Origin of the sequence: Winogradskyella marina (assembly GCF_015645385.1) — a bacterium.
In the GTDB taxonomy this organism is placed as follows: Bacteria; Bacteroidota; Bacteroidia; order Flavobacteriales; family Flavobacteriaceae; genus Winogradskyella; species Winogradskyella marina.
This window is the reverse complement of record NZ_JADOET010000001.1, coordinates 116,050-137,341: the sequence shown is the minus strand read 5'-3', so window position 1 is coordinate 137,341 and position 21,292 is coordinate 116,050. Positions and strand designations below refer to the sequence as shown.

The window sequence follows — 21,292 nt, the reverse complement described above, 5'->3', positions numbered from 1 at the left end:
GTTAATTGTTTTTTGAATAACCTACGGCTTTTCCAATAAGCGTAGCACTTGTGCAATCTGTAATTAACACATTAACAAAATCTCCAACTTTATAATGTTCTTTAGGAAAAACAGCAACCGTATTGTCTGAGGTTCTTCCAGACCATTCTAAATCCGATTTTTTTGAGGCCTTTTCAATTAAGACTTCTACCGTTTTATTAAGGTGAGATCTAGTATTCATCGCACTATACTTACGTTCTAATTGAATAATTTCGCTTAGTCGACGTTTTTTAATTTTTTCTGGGACATCATCTTCCATTTTACGACCAGCTAATGTTCCAGGACGTTCAGAATAGGTAAACATATAACCAAAATTATATTTTACATATTCCATTAAAGATAAGGTGTCTTGATGATCTTCTTCTGTTTCTGTTGGAAAACCAGCGATTAAATCTACACTGATTGAGCATTCAGGAATTAATCGTTTTATATTATCGATAATTTCAAAATATTCCTCACGCGTGTGCAAACGATTCATTTCTTTTAAAATACGATCGCTTCCGCTTTGTACAGGTAAATGAATGTGTTTACATATATTATCGTACTTCGCCATGGTTTCAATAACATCCATGGTAAAATCTTGTGGATTAGACGTAGAAAATCGGATTCTCATTTTTGGCTGAGCCTTAGCACACAACTCTAAAAGTTTAGCAAAATTTACAGCTGTAGCTTTTTGAAGATCAGAAGCGTTATTAAAATCTTTTTTCAAGCCTCCTCCGTACCAAAGATAACTATCTACGTTTTGTCCTAGAAGGGTGATTTCTCTAAACCCTTTAGACCATAAATCATTAACTTCTTCAATAATACTTTGTGGATCTCTACTACGTTCTCTTCCACGTGTAAATGGAACAACACAGAACGTACACATATTATCACAACCACGAGTTATTGAAACAAAAGCCGTTATGCCATTGGTGTTAAGCCTTACGGGTGAAATATCTCCATAAGTTTCTTCTTTAGAAAGAATAACGTTAATGGCGTCTCTTCCTTCTTCAACTTCGGCAAGCAAATTAGGTAAATCCTTGTAAGCATCTGGTCCTACAACCAAATCCACGATTTTCTCTTCATCTAAAAATTTCGTTTTTAGACGTTCTGCCATACAGCCCAAAACACCAACTTTCATTTTTGGGTTAATACGCTTTACAGCATTATATTCTTGCAATCGCTTTCTAACGGTTTGCTCTGCTTTATCTCTAATAGAGCAGGTGTTAACTAAAACAAGATCTGCTTCTTCAAGGGTTTGTGTTGTGTTGAAACCTTGTTCAGAAAGAATGGAAGCTACAATTTCGCTGTCACTAAAATTCATTGCACAGCCGTAACTCTCAATGAATAGTTTGCGTTGGTTGCCTTCTTTTTTGTCTATGACTAGGGTTTCTCCTTGTTTATTTTCGTCTATTATTTTTTCCATCAGTTATAGTGAATACTTCTAAATCTCAATAAGCATGCAAAGGTAATACTATTTTATTGATTGTGACAAAGTGGCAGTTATAATGTTTTATTAAACCTTAAAAGTCGTAAGGCTAAAGTTTTTTTGAATATGTAAAGAAAATAGATTTCTTTTGGAGAACTAACCAAATAAATAAAAATGAATAGTACAGAAATTAAAGGTCGAATTGACGATGCGAATGCTTTAGACTTTGGGCTTATATTTAATCAATCTATAGCGTTGTTTAAAAAAGTTTGGGTACAAGGCTTGGTGATTTTACTATTAAATATGGTGTTGGCCATACCAGTAATAATGATTGTTTATATACCGCTATTGTTCTTTGGTTTTGTTAGTGCTTTTACTTTTGATAGTAATTATGATTCTTATGGTCACACAGGTATGAGTGTTGTTATGGTTATTGTGGTTGTGTTAGTTTATGCTTTTATGATAGTAGCCATGAGTGCCATTGGGCTTGGATTAAAAGCAGCATTTTATCGTATATGTCAACTTAAAGACTTAGAACAACTAGGTAAAGAAGATTATTTTTATTTCTTCAAAAAACCGTATTTAGTTAAAACGATTAAGTTGGGAGTTGCGTATTCAGGCATTTCGCTTTTAGCGGCTATGTTATGTTTTCTACCCATTCTATACGTCATAGTGCCACTATCTTTTGTCGTTATTGTCTATGCTTTTAATCCAGATTTATCCATATCGGAAATCATTAAATTGGGGTTTGATCTCGGTAATAAAAAATGGTTGCTTGCTTTCGGTCTTATGTTTATCTCTGGGTTTTTAGCAATAGTAATTGGTTTTTTAATGTGTGGTTTTGGTGTCTACGTCACAACGTCGTTTGTTCAGTTGCCATCTTATTTTATTTATAAGGACGTGGTTGGGTTTGATAATGACAATGATCAAATGAGGCGAATTGAGCAATTATCTACCTTTTAACGCAACCCTTTATCAAATTATGCATCTATAAAGAAACAGTTTTATGAGTTTGAAAAAAATCACAGTATTTTCTTTGTTTTGTTTATTGTTGCTGAATTTTCAATGTGATGAAGATGATTTGTCAACGAAATCATGTGGATTAGTGGTCGTAAGTAATAATGAAACATATGACAATGCAGAATCGGAGCATTATGATGTATTAGATGTTAACTTATATGGTCATTGTTTAGTGTTTAATATCAGTTCAAGTGGCTGCGATGGTAGTTCTTGGGATTTATCGTTAATAGATTCAGAAAATATTGCTGAGTCGATGCCGCCACAACGTTATTTGAAACTGACACTTACTAATAATGAAGACTGCTTAACAGTTATAGAAAAAACGGAGCCATTTAATTTAACACAGTTACAGGTAGATGGCTCAAATGAAGTTTTGTTAAACATTGAAGGTTTATCAGAACCTATTTTATATGTCTATTAAATAAGATTAAATATTTTTTTTAATCCTAAAAGCCTTGCAAATCGTAAGGCTTTTTCTGTGTTTTACATTCATTTAATTGCGTTAAAATGTATGGTATTTACGACCAAATTAGGTTTGTATCTTAATTTTCACATACATTTGTAAACGCAAAATTTTAAGAATGTCAAAAAATCTCGTTATTGTTGAGTCACCTGCAAAGGCTAAAACTATTGAAAAATTTTTAGGTAAAGATTTTAAAGTGGAGTCCAGTTTTGGACACATTGCAGATTTACCATCCAAAGAATTAGGGGTAGATGTCGAAGGAGACTTTATGCCTAATTATCAGGTGTCTAAGGATAAAAAGGATGTCGTTAAAAAACTAAAAGAATTAGCAAAAAAAGCGGATATTGTATGGTTAGCGAGTGATGAGGATCGGGAAGGAGAGGCTATTGCTTGGCATTTGGCAGAAACTTTAAAATTAGATAAAGATAAAACGAAGCGAATTGTATTTCATGAGATTACTAAAAGCGCGATTAATAAAGCCATTGAAAATCCAAGGAGTATAGATTATAACTTAGTAGATGCACAACAAGCAAGACGTGTTTTAGACCGTATTGTAGGTTATGAATTATCTCCGGTTTTATGGAGAAAAGTGAAAGGTGGCTTATCTGCTGGTCGTGTACAGTCGGTTTCTGTACGTTTAATTGTAGAACGTGAACGCGCTGTACAAGCTTTTGAAGCAAAAGCATCGTATAGAGTAGATGCAGAGTTTACAAATGAAAACGGCAATTCATTCAAAGCAAAATTACCTAAGAATTTTAGTTCAGAAAAAGAAGCCTTAAAATTTTTAAATGATAATATAGGAGCATCTTACGAAGTTTCAGATTTACAAAAGAAACCAGCAAAAAAATCACCTGCTGCGCCATTTACAACGTCAACACTTCAGCAAGAAGCGTCACGTAAATTAGGATTTTCTGTGAGTAGAACGATGCAAAATGCACAACGTTTGTACGAAGCTGGTCTTATTACTTATATGAGAACAGATAGTGTTAATTTATCTGATGAAGCTAAAAAAGGAGCGGAGAACGAAATTATTTCGGCCTATGGTTCTAAGTTTAGTAACCCAAAAAATTATAAAGGAAAATCTAAAGGAGCACAAGAAGCACACGAAGCAATTAGACCAACAGATTTTTCAAATCATACCGTTAATGCAGAGCGCGATCAGGCAAGATTGTACGATTTAATCTGGAAACGAGCTATTGCATCTCAAATGAGTGATGCAAAATTGGAACGTACCAACCTTAAAATTCAGATTAATGCAGAAAATAAGATTAGTGAGCAATTCACTGCAAATGGTGAAATCATAACATTTGAAGGATTCCTTAAAGTCTATTTAGAAGGAACCGATGATGAAGATACTGAGCAAGAAGGTATTTTGCCAGATTTAAAAGTAGGTGAGGCACTTCAAAATAAATATATTACAGCAACCGAACGTTTTACAAGACCTCCGGCAAGATTTACTGAAGCCTCATTAGTAAAGCAATTAGAAGAATTAGGTATTGGTCGTCCGTCAACGTATGCACCAACAATTTCTACCATTCAGAATAGGAACTATATTGAAAAAGGAACGCATGAAGGTGACCAGAGAACATACAAGCAATTAGTTTTTGAAGATCAAAAGATAAAAGATAATACACTATCAGAACAAACAGGTTCTAATAAAGGTAAATTGGTACCAACAGATATTGGTATGATTGTTACTGATTTCTTAGTGAATCATTTTGAAAGCATATTAGATTACAACTTTACTGCTAAAGTAGAAGATAAGTTTGATGATATTGCGGAAGGAAAAGAAGATTGGCGAGAAATGATGAAAGATTTCTATAAAGGCTTTCATCCACAAGTTGAAGATGTGCAAGAAAATGCTGAACGCGAGTCTGGAGAACGTATTTTAGGTACAGATCCAAAAACAGGTAGACAAGTTAGTGTGCGTTTAGGGAAGTTTGGACCTATGGTTCAGCTTGGTGTTCAAGACGAGGAGGAAAAACCAAAGTTTGCGTCATTATCGCCAGACCAACAATTAAATTCCATTACGTATGAAGAGGCTATGGATTTATTTAAGCTTCCAAAAGCACTTGGACATTATAAAGAGGAAGAAGTAGAAGTTAACAACGGTCGTTTTGGACCTTATGTTCGTTTTGGGAAAAAGTTTGTATCGCTTCCAAAAGGAGTAGATCCGTTGAGTGTTGATATGGATGAAGCAATGATATATATTAAGGAGAAAGAATTAGCAGATGCTCCTATATATATGTATAAAGATTTAGAGGTTACCAAAGGTAAAGGACGTTTTGGGCCATTTATAAAATGGAACAATATGTTTATAAATGTGAATAAAAAGTACGATTGGGATAATTTATCTGAAGAAGACATTGTAACTTTGATCGAAGAAAAGATACAAAAAGAAATTGATAAGGTTATTCATAACTGGGAAGATGAAGGTGTAAGAGTAGAGAAAGCACGTTGGGGAAGACATAACATTATTAAGGGTAAACAAAAAGTAGAGTTAGCCAAAACGGTAGATGTGAGTAAAATGACGCTAGAGAAAGCATTGGGCATTCTCGAAAAAAATGCGCCAAAGAAGAAAACTACCAAAAAGAAAGCAACAAAGAAGAAGACGGCTACAAAGAAAAAAACGACCACAAAAAAGAAGTAATTGAGTATGAATTTTAATTTCCTTACGCCTGTTTCAGATGCGATTTTAGCTCATAACGAACTAACAGCGCAACAAGCGCTAGGAAAAAAAATCAAGGTTCATTCGCGTCAAAACGGAATTCCAGATTTGGAAAACGTTCAAATGGCGATTATCGGAGTTCAAGAAAATAGAAATGATGTTAATTATATAGGTGCTCCTATTAATTTCGATACGATTCGAAAAACACTTTATACGCTATTTCCTGGAAATTGGCATACTACAATAGCAGACCTTGGTGATATTGAACCAGGCGAAACAGTTGAAGATACTTATTTTGCAATTCGCACTGCAATTACTGTTTTGGTAGAAAAAGGTATTATACCTATTGTGTTGGGAGGAAGTCAAGATTTAACGTATGCCAATTACCGTGCGTACGATTCTATTCTACCAATGGTTAACGTTGTAAGTGTAGATACAAATTTTGATTTAGGTGATGCCAACCTTCCTATAAAGAATAATAGTTATGTGGGTAAAGTCATTGTAGAAGAGCCCTATAATTTGTTTAATTACACAACAATAGGATATCAAACATACTTTAACTCCCAAGAAGAAATAGATCTCATAGAAAAGCTGTACTTTGAGGCCTACCGATTAGGAGAGATTTCTGGAGACATAAGTAGAGTAGAACCGTTAATGCGAGATGCGCATATTGTTTCAGTAGATTTAAAATCAGTTAGAGCTGCTGAGGTAAGTGAAAATCAGAAATATTCACCAAATGGTTTTTCAGGAAAAGAAATATGTGCTATTAGTAGATATGCTGGTATAAGTAATAAGGTCACTTCTTTTGGTATTTATGAATATAACGTATCTAAGAATGATAGTGCAACCGCAATGTTGGTAGCACAAATGATATGGTACTTTATAGAAGGAGTTAATTGTAGAGTGAAAGATGACGATTTTAAAAATGAAAACCATTACCAAAAGTATAATGTATTAGTTGATAATGATGAATTAATATTTTATAAGAGTTTAAAAACAGGTCGTTGGTGGATAGAGATTCCGTTTTTGCCAAACGTTAATAATAAATTAAAAAAGCATACGTTATTACCATGCATGCATTCCGATTATGTGCATGCAACTCAAGGTGAAATACCAGAACGCTGGTATAAAGCTTACAGGAAGAATAGCTTTTGAAATGCGCATTTTATCGGATTTTAACATAAGTTTAATCGACGAAATGCTTATTTTAAGGGTGAAGTGTAAAAAAAAGAGAAAAAAAGTTGTTTATTCGGAAATATATAAATATGTTTACGACCTCAAAAATAATAAGGACTAATTTAACCTAGAGTTACTATGAATATTAAGAAGTTTATTTTACTAACCACAGTACTAGTTATGGTAGCCAGTTGTAATTCTGGTGATCGTGGACAATTGGTTGGTGTACAAGGTAAAAAATGGCACCCGGAAAAGCCCTATGGAATGACCTTGGTACCTGGAGGTGCTTTTATTATGGGTAAATCAGATGATGATTTAGCTGGAGTACAAGATGCCCCAACAAGAACAGCAACAGTTCGTGCATTTTACATGGATGAAACTGAGATTACAAATAGCGAGTATCGTCAATTTGTAGAGTGGGTAAGAGATTCTACTCTAAGATTAAAATTAGCTGAGATGGCTGACTTAGAGGGTAAAACACCAGGAAATGGAGATATTGGTGAATTTGCATATGTAGACGCAGATCCAGAAAATCTTAACGCTTACGAAAGCTACATGGTGAATACCTATGGTAATCAGCAAAGAAAAATTAATAGAGACGTAGATTTACACTTTAGCACGGATGACTATCCAGATGAATTGTATGCTGAGGTAATGGATGGTATGTACTTACCATTAGAAGAGTCATATAATGGTCAACGTACTTGGGATGTAAAGCAATTTAAGTTCCAGTATACCTATATGGATATTCAAAAAGCCGCTAAAAATAGAGGGTTAAAGCGATCTGAGGTTGTAGTTCAGCAAGAAGTTGAAGTATATCCAGATACAACAGCTTGGATTAGAGATTTCGCATATTCTTATAATGAACCAATGCATAACGATTATTTTTGGCATGATGCTTATGGAGATTATCCGGTTGTAGGTGTATCTTGGAAGCAAGCGCAAGCGTTCTGTCAGTGGAGAACGTTATATCACAATGCCGATAGAAAGAAGAGAGGTAGACAACCAGTAAACTCATACAGATTACCATCTGAAGCAGAGTGGGAATATGCTGCACGTGGAGGTTTACAAGGAGCATCGTATCCTTGGGGTGGACCATATACTAAAAACGACAGAGGTTGTTTTATGGCAAACTTTAAACCATTACGTGGAGATTATGCTGCAGATCAGGCATTATATACTGTAGAAGCAGATGCTTACGATCCTAATGATTTCAACTTGTATAATATGGCAGGTAATGTTTCAGAATGGGTAAATGGTTCTTACGATCCTGCATCATATGAATATGCTTCATCAATTAATCCTAATGTAAACGATCCTGATAATGCTCGTAAAGTAGTAAGAGGTGGATCTTGGAAAGATGTTGCTTATTTCTTACAAGTAAGCTCTAGAGATTATGAATATGCAGATTCTGCAAGAAGCTATATCGGATTTAGAACAGTTCAAGATTATATGGGAACTGAAGTCACTAAAAACGCAGCAACAAATTAACCTAAACTTAACTTAAAACTAAATATTAATCCTAAATGAGTATTAATTAACCAAGCTCATTTGAAAACAAAAACTTAAAAATCATGGCACAAAAGAAATTATCAACAATGAATATGGTCTACGGACTTGGAGCTGCAATTGTAATCCTTGGAGCGTTATTTAAAATTCAGCACTGGCCTTATGCATCCCTTATTTTAACTATAGGTATGATTGTTGAAGCTTTAGTATTTACAATTTCAGCATTTGAAAAGCAAGGAGACGACTTAGATTGGTCACTTGTATATCCAGAATTAGCTGGTGGACAAACCTTAGGAGCAAAAAAGAAAGCTGTTGAGGCACCAAAAGATGCTGAAGGAATGTTATCTAAAAAATTAGACAACTTATTAAAAGATGCTAAAATTGATGGTGCGCTTATGGCAAGCTTAGGAGATAGCATTAAAAACTTTGAAGGAGCAGCAAAAGGAATCTCTCCAACTGTTGATTCAATGGCAGCACAAAAGAAATACAGTGAAGAAATGTCTTTAGCGGCAGCTCAAATGGAGTCTTTAAATAGCCTTTATAAAGTACAAATGGATAGTGCAAACCGTCAAGCTGCAATTAATGAAGAAGCTGTAGAAAATGCTACTAAATTAAAAGAGCAAATGCAATCTTTAGCTTCTAACTTATCATCTTTAAATGGTGTGTATGGTGGTATGCTATCTGCAATGAACAAAAACTAATTGGTTTTTATAATCAAAATTAATTATTAACAATTAAAAACTAATTAGAAATGGCAGGAGGAAAACTATCCGCAAGGCAAAAAATGATTAACTTAATGTACTTAGTATTTATTGCTATGATGGCAATGAATATGTCTAAAGAAGTATTATCTGCATTTGGGTTAATGGAAGCAAAATTTGCTGATGCGAATGAATCTACGGCAGAACGAAATGATATGTTGTTGGCCGAACTAGAAAGAAAAGGAGAAGAAAACCCTGAAGCATTTAAGGCTTCAGCGGCAAGAGCACAACAGGTGAAAATCGCATCTGATAAGTTCTTTACTTATCTTGAGTCCCTTAAAAGAGATATTATCGAAACTGGTGAATATGAATTAGATGAGAACGGTAAATTACCTTTCGAAGCTATGGATAAAACCGATATTCTTGATGAAGCTTGGTTTACAGGAGATCGTCTTACTAAAAAAGGCGAAGAAGTAATGGCGAATTTAAACCAGTACAAAAGTGCAATCAATGATATCTTAGCTAAAGATGAGAGCTATAGAGGTAGAGCTGAAGCTTTTGAAAAAACATTCAGTACAGCACAAGAAGAGAATAAAGATGGTAAAAAAATCGATTGGTTAAACTATAACTTTCAAGGTTACCCAGCGATTGCATCTTATACTAAGTTAACAGCATTACAGAATGATGTTAGAGTTACAGAGTCTGATATGTTTAGTTTATTTCTAGGTAATATCGTTTCTGAAGCGACAACACTTAATAACTATCAAGCCATTGTATTAGCTGATAAGTCTGCATTTTTTGCAGGAGAGCAGTTTCAAGGTAGAGTTGTAATTGGTAAGTATGCTAATGTACCGCCAACAGCATTAACGGTTCAAGGACAAGAGGTTAACCTAAGTGAAGCAATTGATTCTACAGGTGCTGCAACATTAGGTTTTAATGTTGGTAATGTTGGTGAACATGAAATTAATGGTGAGTTTACTTTTATTGAAAACAATGAAGAGTTAAAAATTCCAATTAAAGCAAACTATGTGGTTGTACCAAGACCAAATTCTGCAACAATTTCTGCAGATAAGATGAACGTTGTTTATCGTGGTGTTGCTAACCCAATGACTATTTCTTTTGCTGGTGTACCAGACAATAAAGTAAGAGCTTCAGGTGCTGGACTATCACCTGCAGGTAGTGGTGGAAAATATGTTATGAATCCAGGTACTGGTAGAGAAGTAACAATTAATGTGACTGCTACTTTAGACGATGGTTCACCTGCTAGTGATCAAAAAACCTTTAGAATTAAAGATATTCCAAAGCCAACTGGTACTATTTCAGGACAAGATGGTATGGTAAGATTACCAAAAAGAAATATAGAAATTGGTACTGTTGGTGCTAAGTTAGACGACTTTGTATTTGATTTACCAATTAATGTAACATCATTCCAAGTTAAAGTTCCGGGTCAGCCTACAGTAAATGTTGCTGGTACTAAAATGAACAGTCAAGCTAAAGCAGCAATTGGTAGAGCACGTACTGGTGATGTAGTTACAATTTTTAATATTAAAGCGAAGATAACTGGAAATTCTAGTTATAATCTAAAGGGTGTATCTCCTGTAACAATTGAGGTATCTAACTAAGATAATTAATCGCAGTTAAAAAGAAAATCCCAAATTATAATAAACGACAAGATGAATTTAAAAAGCTTTTTATGTATAGGAATAGGTGTTTTAGCCGCAAACAGTATGTTTGCTCAGGCTAATATCCTAAATGCAAAAATACCAGAAGAAATTGGTATGAAAACTGAAGCGCAGTTACTTCTAGATAACGATAAGCCTTTAGAATATGGATATGTCGGAGACAGAGATATTTTGTTTTCTAAAATGACTTGGGAAAAAATTGTTCTAGATGAGCGTGCAAACTTTCCGTTATACTTTCCTATTGAAGATAACTTAGGCGATGATAGAAAATCATTGTATATGGTATTAAAGGAAAATATCGAGAATGGCACTATTCCAAAGGTATATGCAGATGCCTATTTTACTGAAGAACGTACCATGGAAGATTTGGCACCTGCTTTAGTAATGGAAAGAGTTCTTGATGTAGGAATTGATTGGATGAATGCAGAAGGTGTTACTGATACGGCTCTTGTACCAGAAGAATATAAAGTTCGTAGAGAGATTGGACCAGCAGACATTAAATCGTATTTAGTAAAAGGACTTTGGTACTTTGATAAACGTCAAGGAGAATTAAAATATCGTATTCTTGGTATTGCACCTGCAGCACCAGATGTGAATTTTATTGACTCTGATGATGAAATGAATAAAGAACCAATTGGTTTGTATTGGGTGTTTTTTCCAGAAATAAGAGATATTCTTCATGAGGCTAAAGCTTTCAATAATAAGAATAGCGCAGTGCCTTTATCTTTCGATCATTTATTAAATAGCAGACGCTTTAGTGGTATTATCTACAAAGAAGAAAATGTTTATGGTGATAGAGAAGTAAAAGAGTATGTGGCTGAAAATGCATTAATGCAACTTTTAGAATCAGAACGAATCAAAGATAAAATCAGAAACTTTGAACAAGATATGTGGAGTTACTAATTAGCTTCAACATAAAACAATATAAACGCTCACTTTTTAAGTGGGCGTTTTTTTTATATCGAAATGTTTGGGATATTATGATTGCTCCAAACATAATTTGCGCCTTGCGACGTTAGGAATATAGATTTATTTACTTTTGTGATAATGTTAAAAAAATGAAGGAAGTAGATTATATCATAGTAGGTTGTGGATTAGCTAGTATAGCATTTTGTGAAGAATTGCGTGTACACAATAAAACATTTGTTGTGTTTGATGATAGCTCACAAAAATCATCTATAGTAGCAGCCGGGTTATATAATCCTGTTATACTTAAGCGATTTTCAAAGGTTTGGAAAGCAAAAGAACAGTTAGCCTTAGCCCGTCCTTTATATTCTAAAATTGAAAACGAATTAAAGATTAAAATAGATTATGAACTCTCCATCTTAAGACGTTTCATATCAATAGAAGAACAAAATAAATGGTTTACAGCCTCAGATAAGCCGTCATTAGAGCCTTTTCTATCTACAAATTTGATTAAAAATTCGTCTGAATATATTGATGCGAATTTTGGGTTTGGTGAAGTGTTACACGCAGGCCGAATTGATACCGAAACATTAATCCTAAATTATAAAGCGTTTTTAAAATCCAATAACAGTCTGTTTGAAACATCATTTGTTTATAACAACATACAGTTTGAAAATGATGCCATTCATTATGAAAATTTAAAAACGAATCAAATTGTTTTTGCAGAAGGCTTTGGTGTGAAACAGAACCCATATTTTAATCACCTTCCTCTTACAGGTTCTAAAGGTGAAATTTTAACGATAAAAGCACCAGATTTAAAAATTGATTACGCCATTAAATCTTCAGTTTTTGTTATTCCACTTGGAAATGATTTGTATAATGTAGGTGCAACTTATGATAATAACGATAAGTCTAATGTGCCTACAGAAAAAGCAAAAGAAGAGTTGCTATTGAAACTGGGAAAATTTTTAACATGTAATTTCGAAGTCGTAGGTCATATTGCAGGAGTAAGACCAACCGTTAAAGATAGAAGACCTTTAGTGGGAAGACATTTTAAGCATAACAACTTATATGTGTTAAATGGGTTAGGAACACGAGGAGTTATGATAGCACCTTATGTGTCTAAGCAACTTTTTAAGTTAATTGAAACGAATGAATCTTTAGATTCTGAAATTGATATCAACAGATTTAATGAAAAATAGAACTAAATAGAAGAGCGATTTTTAGTCACGTGGTTCATTCAATTTTAGGATTCTGCCTTTGTACTTTTCTCAGCTAATTCTTTATCATAACTCATAAAGATATTAATCCAAATATTTCGAGATAGACGCATTATTACAGGGAAAAGCCCAATTAAGGTAGCCATAATAGCAACAAATGCAGTAATAAGCGAAGATCCTAAAATGTTATAACTAATTATAAACGCGGCTACGGCAAAAGCAATACCAACAGCATAACTCACATACATAGACCCATAGAAAAAGGAAGGCTCAATCTGATATTTTGTATTACAGTGGGAGCAGGTCTCGTTCATTTTTATGACTTCAGTAATCGCATAAGGGTTTTTGTTTTGATACATAGATTCTTGGTGACATTTAGGACATACACCAAAAAGTATACTATAAAGTTTCATTCCTTTTCTAATCATAACTAAAACCTTTATTTTTGCGAATTATAACCATGCAAAGATAAAATTTTATTAGTTAAGCATTGTAACAATTGTAACGCAAAGTACAGTTGAAATTTTAAACTATTTATGTTAAACATTCATAACCTTTCTATATCATTCCAAGGAGAATACCTCTTTGAAGAAATTACTTTTAAGCTAGGTCTTGGCGATCGTATTGGTTTAATAGGTAAAAATGGAGCAGGCAAATCGACCATGCTTCGTATTTTGTCTAAAGAACAAGAAGCCGATTCTGGTCAGATTGCTGCAGACAAGGATATGAAAATTGGATTCTTAAAACAAGATATTGATTTCGATCTAGGAAAAACCGTATTAGAGGAATCCTATCAAGCATTTAAAGACATAAAAAAATGCGAAGCCCAACTCGAAGAAATTAACACACAACTGGCCGAACGTACAGATTATGAGAGTGATTCTTATCATCAGTTAATGGTTGATTTGAATGATGTACAACATCAATACGAAATATTAGGAGGTTATAACTACCAAGGTGAAACTGAGAAAATTCTTCAAGGTTTAGGATTTAAGCGTGAAGACTTTGATAAGCTAACAGATACCTTTTCTGGTGGTTGGAGAATGCGAATAGAGTTAGCAAAGCTTTTACTTCAAAACAACGATTTATTATTGTTAGATGAGCCAACCAACCACTTGGATATAGAATCTATTATTTGGTTAGAAAATTTCTTAAAAAGTTATAGTGGTGCAGTGGTAATCGTATCGCACGATAAAATGTTTTTAGATAACGTTACAAATCGTACCATCGAAATCTCTTTAGGTCGTATTTACGATTACAATAAACCATACACCAAATTTTTAGAGCTGAGAAAAGAAATGAAGGTGCAGCAATTGGCAGCTCAAAAAAATCAAGAGAAAAAAATTGAGCAAACCGAAAAACTCATTGAAAAGTTTAGAGCAAAAGCTTCAAAAGCTACAATGGCACAATCGCTAATAAAAAAATTAGATAAGATTGATCGTATTGAAGTCGATGAAGATGATAATAGTGTAATGGCTTTAAATTTTCCGGTGTCAATTACACCTGGAAAAGTGGTTGTTGAGATAGAAAATGTCTCAAAATCGTATGGAGATTTACAAGTGCTACACAATGTAAATTTAGCAGTTCCTAGAGATATTAAAACAGCTTTTGTTGGTCAAAACGGACAAGGAAAATCAACATTGGCTAAAATTATAGTTGGAGAAATTGAGCACGAAGGCCACTTAAATTTAGGTCATAATGTGCAAATAGGCTATTTCGCGCAAAATCAGGCAGAATATTTAGACGGTAATAAAACGGTTTTAGATACTATGATCGATGCTGCCAATGAAACCAATAGAAGTAAGGTTCGAGATATTTTAGGGTCGTTCTTATTTAGAGGAGAGGAAGCTGAGAAATATGTTAAGGTGCTTTCTGGTGGTGAACGAAATCGTTTGGCTCTGGCGAAACTATTATTACAGCCTTTGAACGTCCTTATTATGGATGAGCCAACCAACCACTTAGATATTAAATCTAAGAATGTTTTAAAAGAAGCTTTAACGAAATTTGAAGGGACTTTGATATTAGTGTCTCACGATAGGGATTTTCTTCAGGGTTTAACAGATACGGTTTATGAATTTAAAGATCAAAACATCAAAGAGTATTTAGGTGATATAGATTTTTACTTAGAACAACGTAATCTCGAAAATCTAAGAGAAGCCGAAAAACGAACGGTCGTTGCCAACAAACCCAAAGAAAGCAATAAACAGAGTTACGAAGATCAAAAGAAATTAAAGTCTTTAAATAATAAGTTGAGTAATATTGAGTCTAAAATTAGTCAACTAGAAAAAGACATTAAAAATGACGATATTAAACTCGCTACAAATTATGATGAAACTGCTGCTAATCCAGCATTTTTTGATACGTATCAAAGTAAGAAGAAATCCTTAGGGAAGCTAATGGAAGACTGGGAGTCCATTCAGTTTCAACTCGATGAAATATCGTAGTCTACACTGCGTTTTTAAGTTTTTTTTAACGACTTGGCGTCAACAATTGAATATTTTTGTCTTCTATTCATTTAGTTTTAAAATTGCGAATAGAAACTAATTCATTAAAAACGAAACAATGAGAAAAATTCTTCTATTTGTAATTGGCGTCATTATAATTTTAGCAGCTAGTGTTGGTGCTTATTTTATTATAGAAAGTAATACAAAAGAAAAGCCAGAAGTTTCAAAAGTCGTAAAAACGGTTTTTGTAGATACGATAAAAAATAGCACTGTACCTGTTATAATTCCTGCAAATGGAAATCTTCTAGCTAAGAATAGGTTAGAGCTTTATTCTGAGGTGCAAGGTGTGTTTGAAAATAGTGCTAGTGACTTTAAAGCTGGTGAGACTTACAGAAAAGGACAATTACTTATTCGTATTAACTCTAATGAATACTACGCTTCAGTTCAATCTGCTAAAAGTGAGTTATACAATCTTATAACCTCTTTAATGCCAGATTTAAGATTAGATTATCCAAATGCTTTTCCTGTTTGGAATACGTATCTTCAAAATTTTGATATGAATAAAAGTGTGGCTGCTTTGCCAGAGTCTTCTGATGAAAAAGTTAATTATTTTATCACAGGTCGTGGAGTGCAATCAGCATATTATAATGTAAAAAATCTTGAGCAACGTTTATCTAAGTATAGGATCTACGCACCATACAATGGTATTTTAACCGAAAGTTTAGTTAACAAAGGAACGTTGGTTAGACCTGGTCAAAAACTTGGAGAATTTATTGATACTTCCGTTTATGAATTAGAATTAGCCATAGGTAGCACTTACAGTGATTTGTTGTCAATAGGTGAAAAAGTGAAACTTAATACGTTAAATAAACAATCTAATTATACTGGTGTCGTTTCTAGAATAAATGGTCGTATTGATCAAGCCACACAAACCGTTACAGTTTTTGTAGAGGTTGAAGGCGACAATTTAAAAGAAGGTATGTATCTAGAAGCTCAACTTGAAGCTGAAGAAATTCCGAACGCCATAAAAATTTCAAGAACACTCTTGGTAGATCAATCTAAAGTTTTTGTCTTAAGAGACAGTGTTCTAGATATAATTGATGTCAAACCTATATATTTTTCATCTAAGGATGTTATTATAAAAGGTGTGCCAGATGATGCCGTAATACTTTCAAGATCTATTCCTGGTGCTTATGCTGGTATGTTAGTGAAAGTAAATGAAGAATCTGTAAATACGACTCAATCAAACGAAACTGCACAATAGAATGAGAAAAATAATCACTTATTTTATAAAATACGATGTTGCAGTAAACGTCATCATTATAGCCATTGTCATTTTTGGTATTTTAGGAATGTCTCACCTAAAATCGTCGTACTTTCCACTACAAGACGCGGAGATTGTTTCAATAAGTATTGCATATCCTGGTGCTGCGCCTCAAGAGATTGAAGAAGGTATTGTGCTAAAAATTGAAGATAATCTTAAAGGGCTTATTGGTATTGAGCGTGTGACATCGACGTCTCGAGAAAGTGGAGGTAGTATTACCGTTGAAATTGAAACCGACGAGGATATTAATAATATGCTTGCCGAAATTAAGAATGCGGTAGATCGTGTGCCCAACTTTCCTTCAGGTATGGAACCTTTGGTAGTTGCCAAACAAGAACGTGTAAGGCAAACCATAGATTTTGCAATTAGTGGAGACAACATTGAGCTTGCTACTTTAAAACAAATAGGACGAGATATAGAGAATGACCTTCGTGCTATGGAAGGTATATCGCAAATTGAAATAACGGGTTATCCCGAGGAAGAAATAGAGATTGCAGTTAGAGAAAATGACCTTTTAGCTTATAATATTACGTTTGGTGAAGTTGCGAGAGCTGTTTCACAATCTAATATCCTAACCACAGGTGGTAATATAAAAACAGATAGTGAAGATTATTTAATAAGAGCTAATAACCGATCTTATTATGGAGACGAACTGAATATTCTTCCTGTTAGAGCACGTGAGGATGGTACTGTTGTTAGACTACAAGATGTTGCAACCGTTAGAGATCGTTTTTCAGAAACACCAAATGCTTCCTTTTTTAATGGCAATGTTGCTGTAAATATTGAAATTACAAATACCAATAGTGAAGACTTAATTTCAACAGCCGGTAAGGTTAATACGTATATCGATGAGTTTAATCAGAAATATACTGGAGTTCAAATTGACGTCGTTAGTGATTCGTCTATTCGTTTAAATCAAAGAACAAAATTACTTTTAGAAAATGGTGTCATGGGAGTTATTTTGGTGCTCTTATTTTTATCAATATTTCTAAATACAAGAATGGCTTTTTGGGTGGCTTTTGGCTTACCTATTTCATTTTTAGGAATGTTTATGTTTGCTGCTCAGTTTAACGTTACTATTAATGTCTTGTCTCTATTTGGGATGATTATTGTCATCGGTATTTTGGTGGATGATGCCATTGTTATTGCCGAAAATATTTATCAGCATTATGAAGAAGGTAAACCTAGAGTCCAAGCTGCCGTTGATGGCACAATGGAAGTGTTACCTGCAGTACTTTCAGCAATTACAACAACGATTTTAGCATTTTCAACGTTCTTATTCTTAGAAGGTCGAATGGGTGAATTCTTCAGTGAAGTTTCTGTTATTGTTATACTTATATTAATCATTTCGTTGATTGAAGCATTAATTATTTTACCTGCGCATATAGCGCATTCTAAAGCTTTATTGAAAATATCAGCAGCAGACAGAAAAGAAAAAACAGGAATTGCCAAAGTCTTTGTAAAACTGCGTAATCTCAATGAGTATGGTGATCAATTTATGGTGTATTGTCGAGATAAGATTTATAGTCCAACTTTAAAGTTTGTACTTAAACAACGCTTTATTACGTTTGCTATACTTATCGCTTTAATGATTTTAACCATTGCAGCAAATCAAGGAGGTGTTATAAAAACGTCTTTCTTCCCAAGTATTGCGAGTGATCGTGTAAGTATTAATTTATTAATGCCAGAGGGTACAAACCCTAAAATAACCGACTCCATTATCACTTTGGTTGAAGGTGCAGCATGGCGCGTTAATGAGGATTTTAGTAAAAACCAATCAGGAAACAAGCAAGTAGTAGAAAACATTACAAAGCGTGTTGGTCCAGGAAACAACAAAGCAAGTATAAATGTTAACCTTTTACCAGGTGAGGAACGGGATTTTGGTTCGCCAGAAATTACAAATGCCATACGAGAAGAAGTAGGAGAAGTTTATGGTGTAGAGAGTTTAACCTTTGGTTCTGGTGGTAACTTTGGTGGTTCGCCTATTTCAATTTCGTTATTAGGAAATAATACCGAAGAACTTAAAAACGCTAAAACAGAATTGCGTAGGGTGTTACAAGAGAACGCATTGTTAGCTGATATTTCAGATACCGATCCAGAAGGAATTAAAGAAATAAATGTTGAACTTAACGAAACGGCATATGCACTTGGCCTAAACCTTCAGGAGGTAATGAGTCAGGTAAGAGCAGGTTTCTTTGGTTTACAAGCACAACGTTTCCAAAGAGGTCAAGATGAAATTCGTGTTTGGGTAAGATATGATAGAACCGATAGAGCGTCAATAAACAACTTGGACGAAATGCGTATTGTGTCACCATTGGGACAACGAGTACCGTTTGGAGAAATTGCAACCTATACTATAATGAGAGGTGACGAAAGTATAAAACACCTCAATGGGCAACGAGAAATACAAGTTAATGCTGATTTAAAAGATCCTAACGGAAGTTCTGCAGAAATTCTTCTTGAAATACAGAATACGGTTATGCCAGATATACTTTCAAAATACCCAACAGTTGGTGTGTCTTACGAAGGTCAAAATAGAGAAGCAGGAAAACTAACACGATCAGCAAAAACTGCTGTCCCAGTCATCATATTTTTAATCTATGTGGTTATCGCATTTACGTTTAGAAGTTATAGCCAGCCATTATTATTAATTTTTATGATTCCATTCAGTTTTATAGCAGTGGCTTGGGGACATTGGATTCACGATTTTCCTGTTAACATTCTTTCAGCGTTAGGTATTATAGCACTTATTGGTATTATGGTAAATGATGGATTGGTATTGATAAGTAAGTTTAATTCATTTTTAAAAATGGGATTAACATTCGATAACGCATTGTTTGAAGCTGGTAAAGCACGATTCAGAGCTATATTTTTAACATCAGTAACCACTATTGCTGGTATTGCACCATTACTGTTAGAAAAAAGTAGACAAGCACAGTTTTTAAAACCTATGGCAATTTCTATTGCTTACGGTATTGCTATAGCAACCGTTTTAACTTTAGTTATTTTACCACTTTTATTGTCTGCAACTAACAGTTTTAAAACGAATAAAAAATGGTTGATTACAGGCGATAAAATTTCAAAAGAAGAAGTAGAACGCGCCATAATAGAACAAAAAAATGATGATGAACATTAAAACCTATATTGTATTTAGTTTTGTTTTCTTCGGATTCATTGCAACCGCACAGGATGTGTTGACTACTGACGAAGCCATGAAACTTGCTTTAGAGCACAATTACGGTATCAAAATAGCCACAAATACTGTTGAAGTGGCAGACAATAATCAAGGCATTTTAAATTCTGGTTATTTACCAACACTTACTGGTAATGCTGGTGCTTCAATTGATGTACAAAACTCAGATGGTGAGTTGGCCAATGGAGAAACACGTGTAGCAGATGGAGCAGAGACGAGGCGTTATAATGCGTCAATTAATTTAAATTACACCTTGTTTGATGGTATGGGTCGTTTGTACAACTACAAGCGTCTAAAGGAAGAATATTTATTGTCTGAGTTAGAAGCGCGTCAAACCATTGAAACAACTATGGTGCAATTGTTTTCTATCTATTATACCATTGCACAGCTCTCTGAAAATTCAGATGTACTTGAAGAAACGCTTATTATTTCTAAAGATCGCTTAAGACGGTCTGGTTATCAGTTTGATTATGGACAAAATACCAAACTAGATGTTTTAAATGCTGAAGTAGATATAAATAACGACAGTATTAGTGTAATAAATATAAAACAACAATTAAAAAATACGAAGCGCGATCTCAATGTTGTTTTAGGCAATAAAAAATCCGAAGAATTCCGAGTTGAGACCGAACTTAATTTTCTACTTGAACTTAACAAGGAGACACTTTTAGAAAAAATGAAAGCTAATAACGTGTCGTTATTACAAGCTGAAAGTAATATAAATATTAGTGAATACGATATTAAAACAAGTAAAGCACAATTTTTGCCAACGGTTGGTTTAGTAGGGTCTTACGGATGGAACGAGTCCACCAACAACAGTCCATTAGCCTTTACTTTGCAAAACACAAATACAGGAGTTTCTGCAGGTTTAAATTTAACTTGGAATTTGTTTGATGGAGGTGGAACCATCACTCGTGTAAAGAATACTAAACTATTTCTTGAAAATCAGAAACTACAAAAAGAGCAATTAATTATAGATATTGAACGAAACTTTAATAATGCTTGGGACAATTACCAAAATAAATTATTGATTTTTCAAGTACAGGAAGACAATATTAAAACCGCACAAAATAATTTTGACCGTACTGAAGAAAAATTCAAATTAGGTCAAGTGACTTCTATCGAATTTAGACAAGCCCAACTCAATCTATTAAATGCAGAATTAAGCCGAAATCAAGCAAAATATGATGCAAAATTAGCTGAGTTAGATGTGCTTCAAATTAGTGGAGAATTGTTAAATGTTCAATTTTAATCTAAACTGGACTTATGGAAGAACACTTTTTTCAATGTCCATATTGTTGGGAGCAGATTTCTATGCTTGTAGATGTTTCTCTAAGGCATCAAAAATATATTGAAGATTGTGAGATTTGTTGCAATCCCATTCAAATTTCTATAACCGTAGAAAGCCAGGAAATCGTAAGCTTTCAGGTCGACGATATAGGTCAATAATTGTGTTTGTTTTACTTGTTTGTTATAGGTGCAAATTTTGAAATAATGCATTTCGTCGAAAAAATTTGCAGTTTAAAGGATATATAC

At 33.9% G+C, this 21,292-nt stretch carries 16 protein-coding genes; 14 read left to right on the top strand and 2 right to left on the bottom strand.

The features are described from left to right. Position 1 precedes the first annotated feature (1 nt). Positions 2–1,447: a tRNA (N6-isopentenyl adenosine(37)-C2)-methylthiotransferase MiaB gene (gene miaB, locus ITJ86_RS00645; protein ID WP_195869669.1), complete on the bottom strand. Its 1,446-nt coding sequence runs from the start codon at positions 1,445–1,447 to the stop codon at positions 2–4. A gap of 177 nt (positions 1,448–1,624) precedes the next feature. On the opposite strand from miaB, the gene ITJ86_RS00640 reads away from it, so the two are divergent. The 9 genes from ITJ86_RS00640 to ITJ86_RS00600 all read left to right on the top strand — a co-directional run bounded on the left by ITJ86_RS00640 (position 1,625) and on the right by ITJ86_RS00600 (position 12,777). Continuing rightward, the gene (locus ITJ86_RS00640) at positions 1,625–2,413 is read left to right on the top strand and encodes a hypothetical protein (RefSeq protein WP_195869668.1); all 789 of its coding nucleotides are present in this window, start codon (positions 1,625–1,627) and stop codon (positions 2,411–2,413) included. A 43-nt stretch (positions 2,414–2,456) separates the two neighbouring features. Beyond that, the gene (locus tag ITJ86_RS00635) at positions 2,457–2,891 is read left to right on the top strand and encodes a hypothetical protein (protein WP_195869667.1); all 435 of its coding nucleotides are present in this window, start codon (positions 2,457–2,459) and stop codon (positions 2,889–2,891) included. Positions 2,892–3,051: 160 nt separating this feature from the next. Continuing rightward, complete coding sequence (topA, locus tag ITJ86_RS00630; protein WP_195869666.1) at positions 3,052–5,583, top strand: type I DNA topoisomerase; 2,532 nt, start codon at positions 3,052–3,054, stop codon at positions 5,581–5,583. A 6-nt stretch (positions 5,584–5,589) separates the two neighbouring features. Further along, the gene (locus ITJ86_RS00625; RefSeq protein ID WP_195869665.1) at positions 5,590–6,756 is read left to right on the top strand and encodes a formimidoylglutamase; all 1,167 of its coding nucleotides are present in this window, start codon (positions 5,590–5,592) and stop codon (positions 6,754–6,756) included. Between the two features lie 165 nt (positions 6,757–6,921). Then, positions 6,922–8,268 (top strand): type IX secretion system lipoprotein PorK/GldK, encoded by a 1,347-nt coding sequence (gene porK / locus ITJ86_RS00620; protein WP_449663529.1) that lies wholly within the window; start codon positions 6,922–6,924, stop codon positions 8,266–8,268. 83 nt (positions 8,269–8,351) lie between these two features. Continuing rightward, a complete protein-coding gene (gene porL / locus ITJ86_RS00615; RefSeq protein WP_195869663.1) occupies positions 8,352–8,987 on the top strand; it encodes a type IX secretion system motor protein PorL/GldL in 636 nt (211 codons plus the stop codon). A gap of 50 nt (positions 8,988–9,037) precedes the next feature. Next, a complete protein-coding gene (gene porM / locus ITJ86_RS00610) occupies positions 9,038–10,609 on the top strand; it encodes a type IX secretion system motor protein PorM/GldM (protein ID WP_195869662.1) in 1,572 nt (523 codons plus the stop codon). Positions 10,610–10,660: 51 nt separating this feature from the next. Then, complete coding sequence (gene porN / locus ITJ86_RS00605) at positions 10,661–11,572, top strand: type IX secretion system ring subunit PorN/GldN (protein ID WP_195869661.1); 912 nt, start codon at positions 10,661–10,663, stop codon at positions 11,570–11,572. 155 nt (positions 11,573–11,727) lie between these two features. Then, positions 11,728–12,777 carry an NAD(P)/FAD-dependent oxidoreductase gene (locus ITJ86_RS00600; protein WP_195869660.1) on the top strand — a complete coding sequence of 350 codons (1,050 nt, stop codon included), beginning with the start codon at positions 11,728–11,730 and terminating at the stop codon, positions 12,775–12,777. 44 nt (positions 12,778–12,821) lie between these two features. Here ITJ86_RS00600 and ITJ86_RS00595 read toward each other — a convergent pair whose 3' ends face one another. Further along, positions 12,822–13,223: a DUF983 domain-containing protein gene (locus tag ITJ86_RS00595; RefSeq protein ID WP_195869659.1), complete on the bottom strand. Its 402-nt coding sequence runs from the start codon at positions 13,221–13,223 to the stop codon at positions 12,822–12,824. A 108-nt stretch (positions 13,224–13,331) separates the two neighbouring features. Between ITJ86_RS00595 and ITJ86_RS00590 the strand changes: the two genes are divergently transcribed. The 5 genes from ITJ86_RS00590 to ITJ86_RS00570 all read left to right on the top strand — a co-directional run bounded on the left by ITJ86_RS00590 (position 13,332) and on the right by ITJ86_RS00570 (position 21,205). Continuing rightward, the gene (locus ITJ86_RS00590) at positions 13,332–15,239 is read left to right on the top strand and encodes an ABC-F family ATP-binding cassette domain-containing protein (RefSeq protein ID WP_195869658.1); all 1,908 of its coding nucleotides are present in this window, start codon (positions 13,332–13,334) and stop codon (positions 15,237–15,239) included. Between the two features lie 118 nt (positions 15,240–15,357). After that, positions 15,358–16,503 (top strand): efflux RND transporter periplasmic adaptor subunit, encoded by a 1,146-nt coding sequence (locus ITJ86_RS00585; protein ID WP_195869657.1) that lies wholly within the window; start codon positions 15,358–15,360, stop codon positions 16,501–16,503. A gap of 1 nt (position 16,504) precedes the next feature. Further along, a complete protein-coding gene (locus ITJ86_RS00580) occupies positions 16,505–19,699 on the top strand; it encodes an efflux RND transporter permease subunit (protein WP_195869656.1) in 3,195 nt (1,064 codons plus the stop codon). Beyond that, positions 19,689–21,008 carry a TolC family protein gene (locus tag ITJ86_RS00575; RefSeq protein WP_195870156.1) on the top strand — a complete coding sequence of 440 codons (1,320 nt, stop codon included), beginning with the start codon at positions 19,689–19,691 and terminating at the stop codon, positions 21,006–21,008. Before ITJ86_RS00580 ends, ITJ86_RS00575 begins: the two co-directional genes overlap by 11 nt. 14 nt (positions 21,009–21,022) lie before the next feature. Further along, on the top strand, positions 21,023–21,205 hold the full coding sequence (locus ITJ86_RS00570) for a CPXCG motif-containing cysteine-rich protein (protein ID WP_195869655.1): 183 nt from the start codon (positions 21,023–21,025) through the stop codon (positions 21,203–21,205). The last annotated feature ends 87 nt before the right edge of the window (positions 21,206–21,292 follow it).